This is a genomic window from Mesorhizobium sp. CA8 (assembly GCF_020164955.1).
Classification (GTDB): Bacteria; Pseudomonadota; Alphaproteobacteria; order Rhizobiales; family Rhizobiaceae; genus Mesorhizobium.
Window position 1 is genome coordinate 59289 of the sequence record NZ_JAIUHG010000031.1, and the last position, 19810, is coordinate 79098.

The 19810-nt window shown below is 63.3% G+C and carries 18 protein-coding genes and 1 pseudogene; 8 read left to right on the plus strand and 11 right to left on the minus strand.

Annotation, left to right across the window (positions count from 1 at the left end; genetic code table 11):
- Positions 1–32 precede the first annotated feature (32 nt).
- The 3 genes from LB553_RS26495 to LB553_RS26505 all read right to left on the minus strand — a co-directional run bounded on the left by LB553_RS26495 (position 33) and on the right by LB553_RS26505 (position 2516).
- Positions 33–641: a glutathione S-transferase family protein gene (locus tag LB553_RS26495; RefSeq protein WP_224517640.1), complete on the minus strand. Its 609-nt coding sequence runs from the start codon at positions 639–641 to the stop codon at positions 33–35.
- A gap of 127 nt (positions 642–768) precedes the next feature.
- Complete coding sequence (locus LB553_RS26500; protein ID WP_224517642.1) at positions 769–1629, minus strand: EAL domain-containing protein; 861 nt, start codon at positions 1627–1629, stop codon at positions 769–771.
- Positions 1626–2516 carry an EAL domain-containing protein gene (locus LB553_RS26505; protein ID WP_224517644.1) on the minus strand — a complete coding sequence of 297 codons (891 nt, stop codon included), beginning with the start codon at positions 2514–2516 and terminating at the stop codon, positions 1626–1628. Before LB553_RS26505 ends, LB553_RS26500 begins: the two co-directional genes overlap by 4 nt.
- 678 nt (positions 2517–3194) lie before the next feature.
- Here LB553_RS26505 and LB553_RS26510 point away from each other — a divergent pair.
- Complete coding sequence (locus LB553_RS26510; protein ID WP_224517645.1) at positions 3195–4397, plus strand: pyridoxal phosphate-dependent aminotransferase; 1203 nt, start codon at positions 3195–3197, stop codon at positions 4395–4397.
- A 62-nt stretch (positions 4398–4459) separates the two neighbouring features.
- On the opposite strand, the gene LB553_RS26515 is transcribed toward LB553_RS26510, so the two are convergent.
- On the minus strand, positions 4460–4855 hold the full coding sequence (locus tag LB553_RS26515) for a cupin domain-containing protein (RefSeq protein ID WP_224517647.1): 396 nt from the start codon (positions 4853–4855) through the stop codon (positions 4460–4462).
- 41 nt (positions 4856–4896) lie between these two features.
- Positions 4897–5448, minus strand: coding sequence for a methyltransferase family protein (locus LB553_RS26520; RefSeq protein WP_224517649.1), 552 nt, complete (start codon positions 5446–5448; stop codon positions 4897–4899).
- A 151-nt stretch (positions 5449–5599) separates the two neighbouring features.
- On the opposite strand from LB553_RS26520, the gene LB553_RS26525 reads away from it, so the two are divergent.
- The 3 genes and pseudogenes from LB553_RS26525 (at position 5600) to LB553_RS26535 (ending at position 10132) form a co-directional block, all read left to right on the plus strand.
- On the plus strand, positions 5600–6457 hold the full coding sequence (locus LB553_RS26525) for an alpha/beta fold hydrolase (RefSeq protein ID WP_224517651.1): 858 nt from the start codon (positions 5600–5602) through the stop codon (positions 6455–6457).
- A 343-nt stretch (positions 6458–6800) separates the two neighbouring features.
- A complete protein-coding gene (locus LB553_RS26530; protein ID WP_224517653.1) occupies positions 6801–8849 on the plus strand; it encodes an elongation factor G in 2049 nt (682 codons plus the stop codon).
- Positions 8850–9635: 786 nt separating this feature from the next.
- Positions 9636–10132, plus strand: a pseudogene (locus LB553_RS26535) (methyltransferase family protein).
- A 66-nt stretch (positions 10133–10198) separates the two neighbouring features.
- Here the strand turns inward: LB553_RS26535 and LB553_RS26540 are convergent.
- On the minus strand, positions 10199–11095 hold the full coding sequence (locus LB553_RS26540) for a LysR family transcriptional regulator (RefSeq protein ID WP_224517655.1): 897 nt from the start codon (positions 11093–11095) through the stop codon (positions 10199–10201).
- A 69-nt stretch (positions 11096–11164) separates the two neighbouring features.
- The gene (gene trxB, locus LB553_RS26545) at positions 11165–12139 is read right to left on the minus strand and encodes a thioredoxin-disulfide reductase (RefSeq protein ID WP_224517657.1); all 975 of its coding nucleotides are present in this window, start codon (positions 12137–12139) and stop codon (positions 11165–11167) included.
- Between the two features lie 275 nt (positions 12140–12414).
- On the opposite strand from trxB, the gene LB553_RS26550 reads away from it, so the two are divergent.
- Entirely contained in the window at positions 12415–12891 is a 477-nt protein-coding gene (locus LB553_RS26550; RefSeq protein WP_224517659.1) for an Lrp/AsnC family transcriptional regulator, read from the plus strand.
- A gap of 68 nt (positions 12892–12959) precedes the next feature.
- Here LB553_RS26550 and LB553_RS26555 read toward each other — a convergent pair whose 3' ends face one another.
- From LB553_RS26555 to LB553_RS26570, 4 genes are all read right to left on the minus strand, one after another.
- Positions 12960–13589 (minus strand): D-glycero-alpha-D-manno-heptose-1,7-bisphosphate 7-phosphatase, encoded by a 630-nt coding sequence (locus LB553_RS26555; RefSeq protein WP_224517660.1) that lies wholly within the window; start codon positions 13587–13589, stop codon positions 12960–12962.
- Entirely contained in the window at positions 13582–14154 is a 573-nt protein-coding gene (locus LB553_RS26560) for an SIS domain-containing protein (RefSeq protein WP_112126837.1), read from the minus strand. The genes LB553_RS26555 and LB553_RS26560 overlap by 8 nt, the downstream gene beginning before the upstream one ends.
- Before the next feature lie 7 nt (positions 14155–14161).
- Positions 14162–15646, minus strand: coding sequence for a D-glycero-beta-D-manno-heptose-7-phosphate kinase (rfaE1, locus tag LB553_RS26565; RefSeq protein ID WP_224517662.1), 1485 nt, complete (start codon positions 15644–15646; stop codon positions 14162–14164).
- 154 nt (positions 15647–15800) lie between these two features.
- Complete coding sequence (locus LB553_RS26570) at positions 15801–16433, minus strand: LysE family translocator (protein ID WP_224517664.1); 633 nt, start codon at positions 16431–16433, stop codon at positions 15801–15803.
- Positions 16434–16666: 233 nt separating this feature from the next.
- Here LB553_RS26570 and rfaD point away from each other — a divergent pair, with 233 nt between their 5' ends.
- The 3 genes from rfaD to waaC are packed head-to-tail and all read left to right on the plus strand — an operon-like array spanning position 16667 to position 19568.
- Entirely contained in the window at positions 16667–17617 is a 951-nt protein-coding gene (gene rfaD / locus LB553_RS26575; RefSeq protein ID WP_224517666.1) for an ADP-glyceromanno-heptose 6-epimerase, read from the plus strand.
- Positions 17590–18597, plus strand: a complete 1008-nt coding sequence (waaF, locus tag LB553_RS26580) for a lipopolysaccharide heptosyltransferase II (RefSeq protein WP_224517668.1) — start codon at positions 17590–17592, stop codon at positions 18595–18597. The genes rfaD and waaF overlap by 28 nt, the downstream gene beginning before the upstream one ends.
- The gene (gene waaC, locus LB553_RS26585; RefSeq protein WP_224517670.1) at positions 18594–19568 is read left to right on the plus strand and encodes a lipopolysaccharide heptosyltransferase I; all 975 of its coding nucleotides are present in this window, start codon (positions 18594–18596) and stop codon (positions 19566–19568) included. The genes waaF and waaC overlap by 4 nt, the downstream gene beginning before the upstream one ends.
- Positions 19569–19810: the final 242 nt, after the last annotated feature.

Sequence of the window (19810 nt, forward strand, 5' to 3'; positions counted from 1 at the left end):
GGTCAGGTGCAAAGCGGCGACTGCGTGAGGAATTATCCCACCCAGTCGATCGGCACATGCCCCTCGTCCGCTTCGACCCGCTTCAGCCAGGCTGCGACGGCCGGATAGGCGTCGAGATGGAAGCCACCCATCCCGGCGGTGTGGGTATAGGCGTACAAGGCGATGTCGGCGGCGCTGTAGGCGCTGCCGGCGAAGAATTCGTTCCGCTGCAGATGCTGGTCCATAACGCCGAGCGCCTTGTTGCCGCGCTCCAGCGTCTGCGCCAATCGTTCTGGCGTCGCGTCCTTCGCCCGTTCCGGGAACGTCAGCAGCGCCTTGCGCACCGCGATGTAGGGCTCATGGCTGTATTGTTCGAAGAACAGCCATTGGTAAGCCAGCGCGCGTTCATACTTGTCGGCCGGCAGGAATCGCGTGCCTTCGGCAAGATAAAGCAGGATGGCGTTGCTCTCGGTGAGACGCCTGCCGTCGTCGAGCTCGAGCATCGGCACCATCGCGTTCGGATTCTTGGCGACGTAGTCCGGTTTGCGCGTTTCGCCGGTATGCGAGCTCACCTCGACCCGGGTGAAGGGAATGCCGAGCTTCGCCATCAACAGCCGCGGCTTGTAGCAATTGCCGCTGTCGGCCATGTCGTAAAGGATCATCCCACATACCTCGCAGGTCGCCTGACGCCCATTTCAGCACGGCTCTAACGCGCTCGGGGCGGGACCATCCAGTGATTTGTTTTCAAGAAGAACCATCAGCGGCGCTGATACGTTTTCCGGTTCTGCATCAGCGATACTGATGCAGGGGCACGACCTTGTTGCCGGCGCCGAGCAGGGCGTCGACGGAAAGCGGTTCTTCGTTGAAGATCGTGCCGGCAAGCGCCGGGCGGGCGAGATGGAAACCCTGCATGAGGTCGACGCCGCCCTCGAGCGCGACGCGCAAATGCTGGGCGTTCTCGATGCCTTCGACCAGCACTTTGGCGCCTCGCTCGTGCAGCGTCGCCACCAGCGGCCGGAAGAAGCGCTCGGCGGCGGCATGGCGGCAGAGCTCGCCAAACCAGGCGCCATCGATCTTGACGATGTCGGGCGCAAGCAGATCGATGCGCGCCTCGGTCGAGTGTCCCGTGCCGAAATCGTCGATGGCGATGCGGATGCCGTCGCGCCGCATTTCGCGCACCAGGCTGGCAAGAACGTGGTCGTCGGCTGCCTGCTCGGTGATTTCGCAGACCAGCAGGCCGGGCTCCAGCTCGAAATCGCCGAGATGCCTGGTCATCAGCCGGATCTCGGCCAGCGCTCGTCCGGGATGGTCGTTGACGTTCGGATTATAATTGAAGAACAGCGTCAATCCCTCGACGCCGATGTTGCGGTAGTTGCCGAGATGCAGCATCCGGCACATTGTTTCGACAAACAGCCGGTCCGAGGCGGGAACGCCGCCGAAGAAGATCGATGGGGCGATAGGGTCCGCGATACGCCGCGGCTCGATCAGCCCCTCGACGGCAATCGCCCTGAGCACCTTGCCTTCCGGCGCGAAGATCGGCTGATAGGCGCTCCACAGCCGGAACTTGCCATAGACGCCGAACTGGAGGCCGATCTCGTCGGCAAAAATCGCCTCGGCGACATTGCGCCGTCTGTCCGGTTGTCCGCTCATGGCGCGACCTTGCGCCCGAACGCTCTTGCCGGCCGCGCCTGCGGCGCCGGGGCTGGGCTTGCAGCGACTTGCGCCTTGCTTTCTTCGGCCGAAGGCTGCGCGACCTCGCCGAAGACGCGAAAGCTGGTGAGGGCAAGTTCCGGCCGGGCAAGCACATAGCCTTGTACCATGGAGGCGCCGGACCTTTCGGCAAGCTCCAGCTGCCAACCTTCCTCGATACCTTCGAAGACGGTGCAGATACCCTGGTCCTCGAAGCTCTGCACCATCGCGGTCAGCAACGCGAAACCTGCGCCGGACTCCATCAGACGGGTGATCCAATGCGCATCGAATTTGACGATGTCGGGCTTGAGCTCCTTGATCCGGGTGATGTCTGAATCATCGGCGCCATAGTCGTCCACCGCGATGCGGAAGCCGTTGGCCCTGAGCGCCTCGACGAAAGCGTACAGCGTTTCCTGCGAAGCCGACTTCTGCTCGGTGACCTCGCAGACGATGCGGCGCGGATCAATGCCGGCTTCGTGCAGCACCAGCCGCATGTCGCGCAGGGCCTTGTCGGCGATGTGGCGATCGGTGAAAACCGACGGATCGAAATTGACGAAGATGGACGCCTCTTGCGGCAGGCAGGCGCCGGCGTTCAGAAGATGCAGCGTGCGCGTCAACGCCTCGATATGCAGCCGGTCAGCCGCCGGGCAGGTGCCGAAAAACGTCACCGGCGACTGCGGCTCGCCATCGCGGAACGGCCGGATCAGCCCCTCGAAAGCGGCGACCGAAAGCTTGCCCTCCTTGAAGGCAAAGATCGGCTGGAACGCGCTCTGCAGGGTATAGATGCCCCAGACACCCGTGGAGGTGCCGTCATCGTGACGGATGATGTGTTCACTGACCCGAACCATTTGATTTCTCATCAGAATCTTCGGACCATGACCATCCGGCCACAACTGAGTCACACGGAACATCGGAAGTGGCATCAATTCGCAAGCGTAACGGCAAATGAAACGTCCAAGTCAGACGCCGGGGGAATGAACTCCGGTCGAAGTCCTTTCTCGTCAAGGCTGATGTCCTCGAATAGGCCCGGGAGATCGAACGGTCTTTGGACCGCCAAGAGCTAGGACCCGACAGGAAGACACTCAAATCGATCACCCTGGCTGAACTCGTCACTCGATACAAAAACGAAGTCCTACCCAAGGAAGCGTTCAGCGAGGTTCGAAACGATCCCGCTAGACAGGTTCCTCCGTTACCCTATCGCGGCGAAAACCCTGAACGTCCTTCAATCGAAGGATTTCGCATAGTACCGTGACCAAAGGCTTAAGGAGAATTCGGGATCACAGGTCGTCCGGTGACAGCGAAGTCACTTCGGAGGGAACTCGCCCCGCTCTACCACATGTTCAAGGTCGCCAAGACCGAATGGCATATCCCGACACGGAGCCGCTTGAGAACTCTATCTGTCAGAGGGCAATGCTCACGCCTCCTTGACCTCTGGCTTATCGCACAATGCTTGCGCTTGGCGCGATGATGCGACATGAGAGGCGCCGCGGCCGCTCCCTGGCCGCTTTTCTAGGAGACATCTTGTCATGGCCTTTCTTGCCGACGCTCTTTCCCGCGTTAAGCCTTCCGCGACCATCGCGGTGACGCAGAAAGCGCGCGAGCTGAAAAATGCCGGCCGTGACGTGATCGGCCTGGGCGCCGGCGAGCCGGACTTCGATACGCCCGACAACATCAAGAACGCGGCGATCGAGGCGATCCGCCGCGGCGAGACCAAATATCCGCCGGTCTCCGGCATCGTGCCGCTGCGCGAGGCGATCGCGAAAAAATTCAGGCGCGAGAACAATCTCGACTACCGGCCGGAGCAGACCATCGTCGGCACCGGCGGCAAGCAGATCCTGTTCAACGCCTTCATGGCGACGCTGAACCCGGGCGACGAGGTCATCATTCCCCGCCCCTACTGGGTGAGCTATCCCGAAATGGTGGCGATCTGCGGCGGCACGTCGGTCTTCGCCGATACTTCGATCGACAACGGTTTCAAGCTGACGGCGGAAGTGTTGGAAAAGGCGATCACGCCGAAGACCAAATGGCTGCTGATGAATTCGCCGTCCAACCCGTCGGGCGCCGCCTACACGGAGGCCGAGCTGCGCGCGCTGGCCGACGTGCTGCTCAAGCATCCCCATGTCTGGACCCTGACCGACGACATGTATGAGCACCTGACCTATGGCGACTTCGTCTTCAAGACCATCGCCGAGGTCGAGCCGAGCCTTTATAAGCGCACGCTGACCATGAACGGCGTGTCGAAAGCCTATGCCATGACCGGCTGGCGCATCGGCTACGCCGCGGGCCCGGTGGCGCTGATCAAGGCGATGGACATGATCCAGGGCCAGCAGACCTCGGGCGCCTGCACCATCGCGCAGTGGGCTTCCGTCGAGGCGCTCAACGGCCCGCAGGATTTCATCGCCAGGAACAAGGCGATCTTCCAAGGCCGGCGCGATCTCGTGGTCTCGATGCTCAACCAGGCGCGCGGCATCTCCTGCCCCTCGCCGGAAGGCGCATTCTACGTCTATCCGTCGTGCGCTGAGCTGATCGGCAAAAAGACCAAGACGGGCAAGGTGATCGATAATGACGAGGCCTTCTGCTCCGAACTGCTCGAGGCCGAAGGCGTCGCGGTGGTGTTCGGCTCGGCCTTCGGCCTCGGCCCGAACTTCCGCATCTCTTACGCCACGTCGGAGGCGCTGCTCGAGGAAGCCTGCACGCGCATCCAGCGCTTCACCGCATCGCTGATCTGATCGACGCGAACTCACCAAGCGAGGAAAACCCGGCTTCGAGCCGGGTTTTTCTTGGAGGGCGTTCAGCCGCCATATTGCTCGTCGGAAACCTGCTCCAGCCAGTCGGCGTGGACGCCGTCCAGCGCCTCCTGCATGGCGATGTGGGTCATGGCGGTTTTCCGGCCGGCGCCATGCCAGTGTTTTTCGCCCGGCGCGAAGGAAACGACATCCCCTGCCCTGATCTCCTGCACAGCGCCGCCCCAGCTTTGCGCCAGACCGGCGCCGGCGGTGACATAGAGCGTCTGTCCAAGCGGATGCGTATGCCAATGCGTGCGCGCGCCGGGCTCAAAACTGACCAGCGTGGCTCTGAGCCGCGCCGGCGCTTCCTTCTCGATGATCGGCGTCTGCAGCACCCGCCCGGTGAAATAAGTCTGAGGCGCGACCATCGTCGCCACGCCGCCGCACGCAATGATCTTCATCTGGCAATCCTTCCATTGGGGAGAACCCTGCCCTGTGTCGGCTACCACCCCAGCCGCGGCCAGAACAGGCCGGCTCGATCGCGATAGGCCTGGTAATCGCCCGCCAACGGCGTACGCGAAAATTTCTTTTCTTCGCCCAGCGCCGCAACCGCATAGAGGACGGCGATCCCGGCGACCGGCACCACCGCCCAGATCGACCAGGTCGCGATCCCCCATCCAATCCAGAAGATGATGTATGACGAGTAGAAAGGGTGGCGGATGTAGCGGTAGGGGCCACCGGTCAGCAGGCTGTGCGGATTATCGGGCGCGAAGGCGAAGTGCAGCCGCGCCTTCCGCGAGGTGACGATCGCCCACCAGAAGAGAGCAGAGCTTGCCAGTTCGACGGCGAGCCCGGCGAGCTTTGCCGGAACCGGCTGCGATTGGATCCACAGGATGGCGAGAAAGAAAAGCGTCGTAGCAATCACCGCTGCCGAAATCACCATGGCGCCTGGGAACATGGCCTGCAATTGGAAATGCGCCCGCATCGACCAGACATATTGGCCAATGGTCGCGATGCTGCAAATCGAGACAAGAAGATCGAGGAGTGGTTCCATCGTAGGGGGTTTCCGCCGGTGCTTGCCATCCAGCCGGTAGCCACGCCGGCCGTTTATTTCCAGGAACCCTCTCTTAACCACATGCTTAAAGAAGATATAGAGCCCCGGATGCGATGTTGCCCACCAGCCACATCCGAGGATCTAATCCAGCATGAGCGTCACTGACCGCCTGATCCGTACGCCGCAGGCCGATTTGCGCCTCAGCCAGTCGTCCGGTTCCGGCATGCCCATCGTCATGATCCACGGCTCGGGCAGTTCGCGCGCCGTCTTTGCACGTCAGTTCGACAGTCCGCTCGCCGATGCCCACCGGCTGATCGCTTTCGACCTTCCCGGCCATGGCGACTCCTCCGATGCTCGCGACCCGGCCGCAACCTATACGATCACCGGCCTCGCCCAGACCACAGCCCGCCTTCTCGATGCCCTGAACATCGGCCACGCCATCATCTTCGGCTGGTCCCTTGGCGGCCATGTAGCGATTGAACTTGCCAGCTTCCATCACGCGGTGAACGGTCTGGTGTTGACCGGGGCGCCGCCGGTGTCGAGGGGGCCGCTCGGCATGCTGCGTGGCTTTCATGCCAACTGGGACATGCTGCTCACCTCCAAGAAAGTTTACTCCGAACGCGACATCGAGCGCTTTGAGGCGTTTTGCTTCGGCGGCAGCGCAAGTCCGTCTTTCCGCGAGGCCATAAGGCGCACCGACGGCAGGCTGCGCTCGGGCGTGGCGTTCGGCATGTTTGCCGGCAAGGGCGCCGACCAGAAGCAGGTGGTCGAGAACGCCCCGTTCCCGGTCGCGGTGATCAATGGAGAGCATGACCCGCTCGTGCGGCTGAGCTACTTCGAGACAGTGGCCTACGCCTCGCTCTGGGAACGGTGCCATGTCATATCCGGCGCCGGCCATGCACCTTTCTGGGAAAAGCCGGACCTGTTCAATCCGCTGCTGTCACGCTTTGCCGAGAGGGTAGTGAAGCAGAGCGCAGCCATGCCGGTGCGCCGAACCGAGGCCGGCTGAGCCTTTATTGACATCTTCCGATTCCGGCTTCTGAACTACCATCATCGATGGGTGGCGCGGACGGGCCAATTGGCAGGTGCCGGCTTGGCTTCTAGCGGCTGCGGTCTTGCCCTCACAGGCTGAAAAACAGGAAATCGCGACCTGCCTAACTCAAGCTGGCGAACATTCTATTTTCCTTGCCCTCCTGTCTAACCCGTGTGACGATGGCTTTGGGAAGAGGTGAAAACCCGCCCGCGACGGCCGAACAGGCCGGCCGCCGCTCTGCACAGGGTGCGATCGGACGCAAACCGGTTTCCACTTTTGCTGATCGCTCCTTGGGAAACGCCTGAGTGGAGGTTCAGCCATGGGTACTCGCGCCGGAGGACGACGCACGGGACCGAAATGCATTGCCATAGTCGGTCCCTTCGCAAGCGGTAAGACGACACTTCTCGAAGCCATCCTCGCCCGCACGGGCGCCATCCCCCGCCAGAACCCCGTTTCGTCGGGCAACACCGTTTCCGATCATTCGCCCGAAGCCCGCGCTCACGGCATGAGCGTCGAGGCGACCTTCGCCACCACCGATTTCATGGGCGAGCAGATCACATTCGTCGACTGCCCCGGCTCCATCGAATTCGCCTTCGAGGCCGAACCCGTGCTCGCCGCCTGCGACCTCGCGGTCGTCGTCGCCGAGGCCGACGAGAAGAAGATCCCGGCGCTGCAGCTCATCATGCGCAAGCTCGACGATCTCGCCATTCCGCGCGTCCTGTTCCTCAACAAGGTCGACAAGGCGGTCGCGGGCGTGCGCGAGACGCTGAAGATGCTGCAGCCGGCAAGCACGGTACCTCTGCTGCTGCGCCAGATTCCGGTGCGCAAGGACGGCATCGTCATCGGATCGATCGATCTGGCGCTGGAACGCGCCTACATCTATCGCGAATACGCCGAAAGCCAGGTCGCCGAGATCCCGAACGATGACAAGGCGCGCGAGCTGGAGGCGCGCTTCTCCATGCTGGAGACGCTCGCCGACCATGACGATCACCTGATGGAGCAGTTGCTGGAGGAGATCGAGCCGCCGAAAGACGCGATCTTCGACGATCTCTCGGCCGATCTGCGCGCCGGCGCGGTGACGCCGGTGCTGATCGGCACGGCCGAGAAAGGCAACGGCGTGCTGCGCCTGTTGAAAGCCATTCGCCATGACGCGCCGGACGTCGAGGCGACGCGGACGCGCCTTGGCGCGCCGGACGGCCAGACGGTGGTGCAGGTGATGAAGACTATCCACACCGCGCATGGCGGCAAGCTTTCGGTATCGCGGGTGCTTTCCGGCCAATTGGCCGACGCGGCGGAGCTCTTCCTGTCCAATGGCGACACGGCGAAGGTCTCCGGCATCTACAGGATGCTCGGCAAGGACCAGATCAAGCAGACATCGGCCAAGGCCGGCGACACGGTCGCGCTCGGCAAGCTCGACAACGTCAAGACCGGCCAGACGCTGAGCTCGGTCAAGGGCGGCATCCGGCCATTGGTCACATTGGAGCCGCCGCAGCCCGTCTTTGCCTTCGCGCTTCGTCCCAAGGAGCGCAAGGACGAGGTCAAGATGTCGGCGGCGATCCAGCGGCTCGCCGAGGAAGACCCATCGCTCAGCCTGCGCCACAACCAGGACTCCGCCGAAACCGTCCTGTCGGGCCACGGCGAGATGCATCTACGCGTGGTGCGCGAGCGCCTCGAGGGCAAGAACCAGATTCCCATCGAGGGCCATGCGCCGGCGGTGCCTTACCGCGAAACTATCCGCAAATCGGCGCAGCAGCGCGGCCGCCACAAAAAGCAGTCGGGCGGCCACGGCCAATTCGGCGACGTTGTGATCGAGATCAAGCCGCTGCCGCGCGGTTCCGGCTTCCAATTCTCCGACACCATCACCGGCGGCGTGGTGCCGAAAACCTATATCCAGTCGGTGGAGACCGGCATTCGCGACTATCTCAAGACCGGCCCGCTCGGCTTCCCGGTCGTCGATGTCGCCGTCAACCTGTCGGACGGCTCCTACCATGCGGTCGATTCATCCGACATGGCCTTCCAGATGGCGGCGAAGCTCGCGATGAAGGAAGGCATGGCCGCCTGTTCGCCCGTCCTGCTCGAGCCGATCATGAAGGTCGAGATCGTCACGCCTTCCGACGCGACCTCGAAGATAATCGCGCTGATCCCGCAGCGGCGCGGCCAGATCCTCGGCTATGACGCAAGGCCGGACTGGCCGGGCTGGGATGTTGTCGAGGCGACCATGCCCCAGGCCGAAATCGGAGACCTGATCATCGAGCTGCGCTCGGCCACCGCCGGCGTCGCCAGCTACAAGGCCACTTTCGATCACATGGCCGAGCTCACCGGCAGGCTGGCCGACGAGGCAATGAACGCCAACGGCAAAGCCGCCTAAGCAATTCCAGGAAAAGCGTGGGCGGTTTTCCGTCCGGAATTGCGTAAGAACAATGAGATAGTGCGGTTCGCTGTTCCCGTGAAACGGTGAACCGCACTAGCAGGTCGGCCTGCCTGACAGACTTCTGTTGGAGATATGAAAAACGGCGTCCGGATGATCCGGACGCCGTTCCTATCGCGGACCGTTTTCCTGGGAGGCAACGGCTGGTCCGCCGCATCCGGAAAAAAGGTTCGGACGCGGCGCTTGCCTGAGCCCGGTCTTTCGAGTGATGCCCCCATCTCCCGAACCGACCAACCGCGTCCTATCGTCTACTTAAACGATAGAGTGGGTCTGCAACATGTTACCCGATGTTACATGTCACTGTTACGCGGTGGATCCAGTCGTTTTCTTGCCGGCTCGAAGGCGTGCGGGCAACAAAAAAGCCGGATCAATAAAGATCCGGCTGAGTTTGATTGGAAGTGCCGATTAAGGCTAACCTCCAGAGGGGAACACTCGAGGGCGCTAATGGGAGGAGAACGCGCCCTGGAGATGTGACTATATATGTGCTTATCATGCCCAAGAAACAAGCATCTATTTTGCAACACACGCATGCAAAAAGACGCAGGCTGTGGTCCAACCTGTTCCTGGAACCCATAGGACCAGAAAAATCGCCGATTCCGGGGCGCTTCTGGCTCTAAAGCGACTGCTTAAATGTAAAATCGAGCCGATTTTGCTCGGAAATAGCGAGTCGGTGAAATGGTGTCGATTTCGGCACGCCAAGTTTATTTTTATGGCAGGAGACGGCTAATGCGAACTTTTTCAGCAATCGCCGGCAGCGCGCTATTCCTTGTCGCGGCACCGGCGTTGTCGCCGGACTGGCGCCCTGGCTGTTGACCGATCATTATCGCAAACCGCTTTCGGCCCTGCCGGGCTTGGTGCCTGCGGGCTGGATTCTTGTGATCGGAGCGGCCACCATCCTGCTTCATGCCTTCGCCCGCTTTGCCCTCGAGGGCCTGGGCACGCCCGCTCCCGTCGCGCCGACCGAGAAGCTGGTCGTCGGCGGCATCTACCGCCATGTGCGCAACCCTATGTATGTCGCGGTGCTGGCGATCATCCTTGGCCAGGCACTGATCTTCTCGAGCTGGGCGGTACTGGTCCACGGCCTCGTCGCCGCGGCAGCGATGATCTCCTTCGTCAACCTCTATGAAGAGCCGACGCTCGCCAGCCGCTATGGCGAACAATACGAGGTCTATCGGCGCGCCGTGCCCGGCTGGCTGCCGCGGCTGACACCCTGGCGCGGATAAGCTGAGCCCCAGGACCTGTCGAGGTTCAAGTCCCGCCGGCCCCACCTGAATTTCGACACACCCAGTCTAGTAGGACCAGCTGCGTGCCTTCGCGATGATGAAGTCGCGAAAAACATGCAGCTTCGCCTGGTTCTTCATCGCATCGGGATAGGCGAAGTAGGTGTCGAAGGACGGCACCTCGGTCTCCGGCAGCAGCTGGACCAGGTTCGAGTCCTTGTTGATCACATAGTCCGGCAGCATAGCGATGCCGGCGCCGCCCTGCACCGCCCGCTTGATCGACAGGATGTCGTTGATCTGCAGGGTCGGCACCCGCTGCCCGCCCTCGAAGTCGCCGACCGTCTCCAGCCAGTTCAGCTCCGACAGATGCGAAGGCACCGGGAGGCCGAAAGTGACGATGCGGTGGTTCCTGAGCTCGGCGATCGAGGCCGGCCTGCCGAACTTGGCGATGTAGGATGGCGCCGCGTAAAGATGGAAATGCACCGTGAACAGCCGGCGCTGGATTAGGTCCGGCTGTTGCGGCTGGCGCAGCCGGATGGCGCAATCGGCCTGGCGCATGGTGAGATCGAGCTCCTCATTGGCCAGGATCAGCTGCAGGCTGATCTCGGGATAGAGCTCGATGAATTCCTGCACGCGCTCGGTCAGCCAGCCGGCGCCCAGGCCCACCGTGGTCGTCACCCTGAGCACGCCCGACGGTCGGTCCTTGGTTTCGGTCAGCCGCGTCTTGATGGTTTCCAGCTTCATCAGCACGTCATGCGCCGTGCGGAACAGCATCTCGCCCTGCTCGGTCAGCACCAGGCCGCGCGCATGGCGGTGGAACAGCGCGACGCCGACGTCATGCTCCAACGCGCTGACCTGCCGCGAAATGGCCGATTGCGACAGATGCAGTGTCTCGGCGGCATGGGTAAACGACCCAGCCTCCGCCGCTGCGTGAAATACGCGTAGCTTGTCCCAGTCCAGCGCCATGATTCCCCTCGCGTTGCCTTTGGCGTCTGAATGAAAAATCAGGCTTTTAAACGGCTTTTAGCCGATCTGTCATTCCGCCGCTTCGCGGTGGACCTCGATGCCCGCCAGATATTTTTCCGCCTCGAGCGCCGCCATGCAGCCAAGCCCGGCCGCCGTCACCGCCTGGCGGTAGATGTCGTCGGTAACGTCGCCGGCGGCGAACACGCCGGGCACGTCGGTGCGCGTCGAGTCGGGCGCCGTCCACAGATAGCCGTTCGGCTTCTGCTTCAGCTTACCGACGAAGAGCTCGACCGCAGGCGCATGGCCGATGGCGACGAACACGCCGTCGACCGGCAGCTTCGATTGCTGGCCGGTCACGACGTTGCGCAGCGTCAGGCCTTCGACGGAAGGCGGCAGCGGCGCCTTGCCCGGCCGTCCGGTGATCTCGTCCACCACCGTGTCCCAGATGACGCGGACATTGTCCTTCTTGAGCAGCCGCTCGCGCAGGATGCGCTCTGCACGGAAATCGCTGCGCCGGTGGATCACGGTGACGCTCTTGGCGAGGTTAGACAGATAAAGCGCTTCCTCGACCGCGGAATTGCCGCCGCCGACCACCGCGACGTCCTTGCTGCGGTAGAAGAAGCCGTCGCAGGTGGCGCAGGCCGAAACGCCGAAGCCCATGAAGGTCTGCTCCGACGGGATGCCCAGCCACTTGGCCTGCGCGCCGGTGGCGATGATCAGCGCATCGGCGCTGTAGACGGTGCCGGAATCACCGGTAGCGCGGAACGGCCGCACATTGAGGTCGACCTCGGTGATGATGTCGTTGATGATATCGGTGCCGACATGCTCGGCCTGCGCCAGCATCTGGCTCATCAGCCAGGGGCCCTGGATCGGATCGGCGAAACCAGGATAGTTTTCGACGTCGGTGGTGATCATCAATTGACCGCCCTGCTGCAGGCCGGCGACCAGCATGGGCTTCAGCATGGCTCGGGCGGCATAGATCGCCGCCGTGTAGCCGGCCGGGCCGGAACCGATGATAAGAACGGGCGCATGTTTGGTGTTCATGAAAGTCCCCTGCGGCGCGCAGCCGTGGTTTGTCGCGCGTAATGTAAGTGTTGCCCGTGGGACCAGCAAGGCAAGTTGGCCTTCGTCCCCGGAAAGCTTCGTCCCCCGCATATCGGGCCATATTTGCCCCGTCACCCGTGCATGTCGCCTAGAGGTGTGCGCGGCTCCGGCGTCACGACATGCATCAAAACAAGGAGAAATTCATCGCAAAGGGATGGCCTCCCAGGCGAAACCAAATTACAAAATCGCGAAAGATTCTTGCGCGAAAGCCGTCCATGCCGCTCAAAGCCGATCTCGACGCCATCGACTGGAAGATCCTGCGCGAACTGCAGGGTGACGGCCGCATGACCAATGTCGAGCTGTCAAACCGGGTCGGCATTTCGGCGCCGCCCTGCCTGCGCCGTGTCAGGCGGCTGGAAGAGGCCGGTATCATCCGAGGTTACCGCGCCCTCCTGAACGCCCCGGCGCTCGGCATGGATGTCGTCGCCTTCTGCCTGATCGGCCTGCATCATCAGGCCGATGCCGAGCTGAAGACCTTCGCCGAACGCACGCGCGGCTGGGCGATCGTGCGCGACGCCTGGATGGTTTCGGGCGAATCCGATTTCCTGCTGCATTGCGTGGCGAGCGACCTCGGCACGTTCCAGACCTTCGTCATCGAGGAACTGGCTTCGGCCCCGAATGTGGACACCGTGCGTACCGCTTTGACAATCCGCCGCGTCAAGGATGAAGGGCTGGTGGCTTTTCCAACTTAATGTGCCGGCTTCCGGAAATTCCCCCGCGGGAAAAGCACTTTAGCACCGGGTTTTGAATCAATCCGCGATCAGAGCGACCGTATCGCGGCAAGCAGTCCCACAAGGTCCGTGGCGTAGCGCAACGGCGAAACCGAAAGCCCGCTTATCGTCGAGGCCTCGCCATCGATGAGCCAGCCACGTATGAGGCCGGCACGCCGACCGGCTTCCATGTCGGCCGGCTTGTCGCCGATGATCAGCGATCGCTTCAGATCGAGGCCGAGGCGGCGGCCAGCCTCCAGCAGCATGCCCGGATTGGGCTTGCGCATCGGGTGATCGGCAACCGTGAGCAGACCCCTGCCGGCTTCGTGATAGGCGCAAGCCAGCACCATGTCGACAAACGCGTTTTGCTCAGCCAGCAGCTCGAGCACGCGCCCGTTCACTCTGGCAAACGCGTCCCAGCCGAAATAGCCGCGTGCGATGCCGGACTGGTTGGTGACGACAACGACCGGAACGCCGCGTTGGTTCGCGGCCTCGATGGCCGGCGCGATGCCGTCGCGCAGCACCATGGCCGCCGGATCGTCTGGATAGCCGGTATCGACACTGATCGTGCCGTCGCGATCGAGGAACAGCGCCGGCCGGCCGGCCGGAAAGCTCGTGGCGGTGGTCTGCTCGACCCAAAGGCCCGGCGCGGCCAGCGGAAAGCCTTCGCTTTCAGCCATTGCTGAGACGCGCTTCGACCGCCTCGCACAGATGGTGATAGAGGCACAGATGCCCCTGCTGGATGATCGGCGTCGAGGTCGACGGCACGTTGAGCAGGATGTCGGTTAGCGGCTTGAGCTTGCCGCCGGTCTCGCCGGTGAGGCTGATCACCGTCATCCCCATCGCCCGCGCCTGCTCGGCGGCGGCAAGGATGCTCGGCGAATTGCCGCTGGTGGAAATGGCGAGCAGCACCGCGCCTTCCGATCCATGCGCCTCGACCTGGCGCGAGAAGACGGTATCGAAGCCGTAGTCGTTGCCCCAGGCGGTCAGCACCGCGGCGTTGGCCGGCAGCGCGATGACGTTGTAGGCCTTGCGTTCCTTCAGGAAACGGCCGACCAGCTCGCCGGCGATGTGGATGGCGTCGCTGGCCGAGCCCCCATTGCCGCAGATCAGCAGCGCCTTGCCTTGCGAGAGCGCCGTCACCACGGTGCTCACGGCGCGTTCCATCTCGCCGGTGAGGTCGCGCTCGACCATCGCCGAGATCGCCGCCGCGGAGCGGACCAGGTAGTCGTTCAAATCGGACATGAGACCCTCAGTTTGCGGCACGCAGCTTGCCGATCGTGTTCGTCGTGCTCTTGCCGGCGACGAGGTCGACCAGCACCACGCGCCCGCCCGCCTTCTGCACCACGTCGGCGCCGACTACGGTCTCGATCGTGTAATCCGCGCCCTTGACCAGAATGTCCGGCAGAAGCGCCTCGATGAGCTTGAGCGGCGTATCTTCCTCGAAGACGACGACGGCGTCGACAGAGGCAAGCGCTGCCAGCACGCAGGCGCGGTCATGCTGGTTGTTGACGGGCCGCCCAGGCCCTTTCAGCCGGTGCACCGAGGCGTCGCTGTTGAGGCCGAGCACCAGCCGGTCGCATTGGCTGCGCGCGGCATGCAGCAGGCTGACATGGCCGGCATGCAGGATGTCGAAGCAGCCATTGGTGAAGCCGACGGTCAGCCCCTCTTCCTTCCAGGCGGCGACCATCCTCGCCGCGGCATTGCCGTCAAGAATGGCATCGGTATGAGCCGTCGGCCCATGCGAGCGGAACAGCGCGCCGGACAATTCCTCGACGTTCAGCCGAGCCGTGCCGCGCTTGCCGACGACCACGCCGCCGGCCGCATTGGCAATGACGGCGGCATGCACCCGGTCGGCGCCGGCGGCGAGCGACAATGCGAAACTTGCGATGACCGTGTCGCCGGCACCGGAGACGTCGAACACTTCGCGCGCCTGGGTGGAGATGTGACGGGCATCCTCGGCGGAAACCACGCTCATGCCCTTTTCGCTGCGCGTGGCAACGATGAACTCGAAGTCATGCGTGGCGATCAGGTCGCGCGCCGCGGTCACGATCTCCTCGTCGCCGAACACCTTGCGGCCGACCGCCTCGCCAAGTTCCTTGCGGTTCGGCGTCACCGCCGTGGCGCCGGCATAGCGCGCATAATCGCGCCCCTTCGGATCGACCAGCACCGGCTTGCCTGCGTCGCGGCAGATCGCGATCAGCTCGCCGGCGACGCCGTCGAGCAGGATGCCCTTGCCGTAGTCGGAAAGGATGACGATGTCGGCGCGGCCAAGCGCGGCCTGGAAGTGATCGATGAGCTTCGCCCGCTCGGCGGAGGTGAGCGGCTTGATCTCCTCCTCGTCGAAACGCAGCACCTGCTGGTTGAGGGCGCTGAAGCGGCTTTTCGACGAGGTCATGCGGTCCTGGCGCTGCAGGAGGCCGTCGGTGTCGACGCCGATCTCGCCGAGCATGCGCATCAGATTGTCGCCGGCCTGGTCGGCACCGATCACCGACACGGGGATCGCGGCCGCGCCCAGCGAAACGATGTTGGAGACGACATTGCCGGCGCCGCCGATGTTCAACGTCTCGCCCTTGCCATGCAGCACGGGGATTGGGGCTTCCGGCGAGATGCGCTCGATCACGCCGCTGACGAAACGGTCGAGGATGAAATCGCCCACGACCAGCACGGTAATGTCGCCGAACCGGGCGATGGTGCGATGCAAAGGTTCCGGAGAAGGCGGATTGTGCTTGATCATCTCACTCGATGTATGCCTAAAGAAGGCTGGACTTGATTAGGTTTCAGCGCCGGAATTGTGGCGCGGGTCGCTCAAAGCGATGCCGATATACCGCAATTCGGGCGAGTGCAACGGCAAGGCCGGGCGCGGACCGCAGGCGGAACAGGCTGGGCAATCAGCTCCTCTGCAAGGCGACGTGGACGCCGAGGCCAACCAGCACGGCGCCGCCCGCGCGCCGCATCAGTCGCTGCGCGCGTCCTGAACGCCGCAGCCGCGCAATCATCGCGCCGGCAAGGAAAACGCAAACGATGTCCACCGAGGAGAACATAAGGTTGACGACGGTTCCAAGCACGACGAACTGCAGCCAGACCGGGAACGCTGCCGAGGCATCGATGAATTGCGGCAGGAATGCCATGAAGAAGATCGCCGTCTTCGGATTGAGCACCTCGACGGTAACGCTTTCGAAAAAGGCGCGGCGGGCCGATTTCCGTTCGATGGCGGGCAGAGCCGTATCGCCGTTCGTCCGTTTGCGGAACATCAAAACGCCGAGCCAGATCAGATAGAGCGCGCCGACGAGCTTGACCGCAAGATAGAGCGGCTGCACCGCGTGAAACAGGACGGACAGGCCTGCGGCGGCCGCAAAGACATGCACATAGCCGCCGAGATGGATGCCGAGAGCCGCCATCAGACCCGACCATCGGCCGCGCGCCATCGTCTGCGCTGCGGCGTAGAGCATAGCGGGGCCAGGGATATAGGCGAAGACCGCGGTGGTGGCGAAAAACGCGATGAGCAGTTCGGTTGACGGCATTTGTCCCTCACGGTCAGGTCTCTGTCAGGCTACGCCTTGCTGGCCTGATCTCCATACCGGCGATACCACAGATACGGACATCTTCGAATTCTTCCAACATCATTCCGGGCGTTGGCGCTGCGCCGACCTGACGTGATTATCGGCAATCCGGCTTAAGACGGGGCGACGCGTGCTTTGTCGACAGCCCAGCTGGTCTCCCCTATAAGAGCCGGATCGTAGCAGCAGAGGCATTCATGATCATCGTCACGGGCGGCGCCGGCATGATCGGCTCCAACATCGTCGCCGCTCTCAATGCCGAGGGCCATGACGACATCGTCGTCGTCGACGATCTCACCGACGGCCACAAGATCGCCAACCTCGCCGACCTTCGCATCGCCGACTATCTCGACAAGGACGATTTCCTCGCCCGGCTCGAGGACGGCGCGCTCGGTCGCATCGAAGCCGTCTTCCATCAAGGCGCCTGCTCGACCACCACCGAATGGAACGGCAAGTTCATGATGGAGGTGAACTACGCCTATTCGAAGCGGCTGCTGCATGCCTGCCTGAAGCTGCGCGTGCCCTTCCTCTACGCCTCGTCGGCTTCGGTCTATGGCGGCGGCAGCGAATTTCGCGAGGAGCCCGCGTTCGAGCGTCCCCTCAACGTCTACGCCTATTCGAAGAAGCTCTTCGACGATTATGTCCGCCGCAATGTCTTTGACACCGATCATTCGCAAGTGGCGGGCCTGCGCTATTTCAACGTCTACGGCCCGCGCGAGGCGCATAAGGGCGCCATGGCCTCCGTCGCCTTCCATCTCTTCAACCAGGTCGAGCGCGGCGAAAACCCGAAACTCTTCGGCGCTTATGGCGGCTTCGGGCCCGGCGAACAGAGCCGCGACTTCATCCATGTCGGCGACGTCGCCGACGTCAATCTCTGGCTTTGGAAGCGCGGCGCGAGCGGCATCTTCAACTGCGGCACCGGCCGCGCCCAGCCGTTCCGGGCGATCGCCGAGACGGTGATCGACACACTGGGCAAGGGCGAGATCGAATTCATGCCCTTCCCCGACCATCTCAAGGGCAGCTACCAGAGTTTCACGCAGGCTGATATGTCCCGCTTGCGCGCGGCCGGCTACAATGGCCAATTCCGCACAGTCGAAACCGGCGTCAGGGACTATGTCGAATGGCTGAAGGCCCAACGATCCTCGTGATCGGCCCACGCTGGGTGGGCGACATGGTTATGGCGCAGTGCTTGTTTGCGGCGCTGAAGGAAAAACATCCGAATGCGGCCATCGACGTGCTGGCGCCGGCATGGGCTGCCCCGCTGGTCAAGCGCATGCCCGAGATACGCAGCCAGATCGACTTTCCGTTGATGCCGGGAGCGCTCGAATTCCGCAGCCGCAGGCGCTTCGGCCGCCTGCTGCGCGGCCGCTATGACATGGCCTATGTGCTGCCGGGCAGCTGGAAATCGGCCTTGATCCCGTTCTTTGCCCGCATCCCGCACCGCGTCGGCAATTTGCGCGAAATGCGCTACGGCCTGCTGACGGATGTCGTACCGCTGCCCGAGGCACTGAAGCGGCGCACGGCGCGCGCCTATTTCGGCCTCGCGCGCGGCGGCACGTTTCGCGCGCCGAGGCTTACCATCGACAAGGCCAACCAGGCCGATCTGCTGGCGCGCTTCGGACTGACGGCAAAAAAATTCATCGCCTTGATGCCGGGCGCGGAATTCGGCCCGGCAAAACGCTGGCCGAGCGATCACTATGCCGGGCTTGCCCGGGACATGATGGCCAAGGGCTTGGGCGTCGCGCTGCTCGGCTCGAAGAACGACGCCGACGTGACCGGCGAGATCGCAGCCCTTGCCCCAGGCGCCATCGACCTGGCCGGCAAGACTCGGCTGGAGGACGCCATCGACCTGATCGCCGCGGCGAAGCTTGCGGTCTCGAACGACAGCGGGCTGATGCATGTCGCCGCCGCCGTCGGTACGCCGATCGTCGCCGTCTACGGTTCGACTTCGCCGGAAAACACGCCGCCTCTCAGCGAGCGCTCCGAGCTGATCTGGCTGCGTCTGTCCTGCTCGCCCTGCCACAAGAAGGTCTGTCCGCTCGGGCATCTCAACTGCCTGAGGATGCTCGATGCCGCCCGAGTCGCGGCCGCGGCCGACCGCTTGCTCAACGTTTCGGCAGCGGCATGAAAGTGCTTATCGTCAAGACATCGTCGATGGGCGATGTCATTCACACATTTCCCGCCGTCGAGGACGCGGTGCGCAACCGCCCCGATATCCGCTTCGACTGGTGCGTGGAGGAGCCGTTTGCCGGTCTCGTGGCCCTGCATCCGGCGATCGGCACCATCCACAAGGTGGCGATCCGGCGCTGGCGCAAGAAGCTTTTCGACGGCGAAACCTGGCGCGAGATGGCAAGTCTGCGGCGGGCCCTGCGAGTGGGGAACTACGATCTTGTCATCGAGGCGCAAGGCTTGTTGAAGTCGGCCCTGGTCGCCATCCAGGCCGGCGCGCCGATTGCCGGCTTCGACCGGGCGAGCGCCCGCGAGCCTTCGGCAACGCTGTTTTATCAGCGCAAATACGCCGTGCCGCGCGACCTGCATGCCATCGAGCGCACCAGGCGGCTGTTCGGGCTGGCGCTTGGCTACCAGCCGGATTTGTCGGCGCTCGAATCCGGCATCGTGCCGCCGGCGGGCGGCCTGGCTGGCGTTGAAGGCAAAACCGCCTTCCTGCTGCACGGCACCAGCCGCGAGGACAAGAAGTGGCCGGTCGAGGATTGGATCGAAACCGCGCGCCGATTGGCCGACCGGCAGTTCACACCGGTTGCCACCTGGTCGAACGAGGCGGAAAAGAAAGTCGCCCAAGCGATTGCCGGTGCCGTGCCAGGGACGGTGCTGGTTCCAAAATCGCCGCTCGCGGTTATCGCCGCAATCCTCGGCCGCTCGACGCTGGTCATCGGCGCCGACACCGGCCTCACCCACCTCGCCAGCGCCTTCGGCCGGCCGACAATCGCCATCTTCCTGGCGACGGAACCCGGTCTCACCGGCCCGCGCGGCCCGTTCGCATCGACCTTGCTTGCGCCTGCCGGCAGCGGGGTGACGCCGGCTGAAGTGATCGCGGAAGCGGAACGGCTGCTGGCGCTCAGTTCAAAGGCGCCAGCGTGAGGACCTTTTCAGAATTCGCTCTGGCGAGTCGAATGGCGTGGTTTTCGAGAACCGGCCTACGCCGGCCAGCCTCATAGAGCGGAGACGCTTATGAGGGCTTCGGCTGGCGAAGGCCGGAGCGGAGCGTACTTAAGGTACATGAGCACCGGAAGCGCAGAAAACTACGCTAGACGTCATGTTCCGAGGCGGAGATCGGTGGCCCGCCCTTTCGTGCGATTAAAAGACGAGGGTTGCTCGGATGG

What these genes read in the sequence shown, in the direction of transcription:
- rfaD (WP_224517666.1), top strand. Translation starts at nt 16,667, where the DNA reads ATGATCATCGTCACGGGCGGCGCCGGCATGATCGGCTCCAACATCGTC.
- LB553_RS26510 (WP_224517645.1), top strand. Translation starts at nt 3,195, where the DNA reads ATGGCCTTTCTTGCCGACGCTCTTTCCCGCGTTAAGCCTTCCGCGACC.
- LB553_RS26495 (WP_224517640.1), bottom strand. Translation starts at nt 641, where the DNA reads ATGATCCTTTACGACATGGCCGACAGCGGCAATTGCTACAAGCCGCGG.
- waaF (WP_224517668.1), top strand. Translation starts at nt 17,590, where the DNA reads ATGGCTGAAGGCCCAACGATCCTCGTGATCGGCCCACGCTGGGTGGGC.
- LB553_RS26560 (WP_112126837.1), bottom strand. Translation starts at nt 14,154, where the DNA reads ATGTCCGATTTGAACGACTACCTGGTCCGCTCCGCGGCGGCGATCTCG.
- LB553_RS26520 (WP_224517649.1), bottom strand. Translation starts at nt 5,448, where the DNA reads ATGGAACCACTCCTCGATCTTCTTGTCTCGATTTGCAGCATCGCGACC.
- LB553_RS26500 (WP_224517642.1), bottom strand. Translation starts at nt 1,629, where the DNA reads ATGAGCGGACAACCGGACAGACGGCGCAATGTCGCCGAGGCGATTTTT.
- LB553_RS26555 (WP_224517660.1), bottom strand. Translation starts at nt 13,589, where the DNA reads ATGGCTGAAAGCGAAGGCTTTCCGCTGGCCGCGCCGGGCCTTTGGGTC.
- LB553_RS26570 (WP_224517664.1), bottom strand. Translation starts at nt 16,433, where the DNA reads ATGCCGTCAACCGAACTGCTCATCGCGTTTTTCGCCACCACCGCGGTC.
- LB553_RS26505 (WP_224517644.1), bottom strand. Translation starts at nt 2,516, where the DNA reads ATGGTTCGGGTCAGTGAACACATCATCCGTCACGATGACGGCACCTCC.
- LB553_RS26515 (WP_224517647.1), bottom strand. Translation starts at nt 4,855, where the DNA reads ATGAAGATCATTGCGTGCGGCGGCGTGGCGACGATGGTCGCGCCTCAG.
- LB553_RS26530 (WP_224517653.1), top strand. Translation starts at nt 6,801, where the DNA reads ATGGGTACTCGCGCCGGAGGACGACGCACGGGACCGAAATGCATTGCC.
- waaC (WP_224517670.1), top strand. Translation starts at nt 18,594, where the DNA reads ATGAAAGTGCTTATCGTCAAGACATCGTCGATGGGCGATGTCATTCAC.
- LB553_RS26525 (WP_224517651.1), top strand. Translation starts at nt 5,600, where the DNA reads ATGAGCGTCACTGACCGCCTGATCCGTACGCCGCAGGCCGATTTGCGC.
- rfaE1 (WP_224517662.1), bottom strand. Translation starts at nt 15,646, where the DNA reads ATGATCAAGCACAATCCGCCTTCTCCGGAACCTTTGCATCGCACCATC.
- LB553_RS26540 (WP_224517655.1), bottom strand. Translation starts at nt 11,095, where the DNA reads ATGGCGCTGGACTGGGACAAGCTACGCGTATTTCACGCAGCGGCGGAG.
- LB553_RS26550 (WP_224517659.1), top strand. Translation starts at nt 12,415, where the DNA reads ATGCCGCTCAAAGCCGATCTCGACGCCATCGACTGGAAGATCCTGCGC.
- trxB (WP_224517657.1), bottom strand. Translation starts at nt 12,139, where the DNA reads ATGAACACCAAACATGCGCCCGTTCTTATCATCGGTTCCGGCCCGGCC.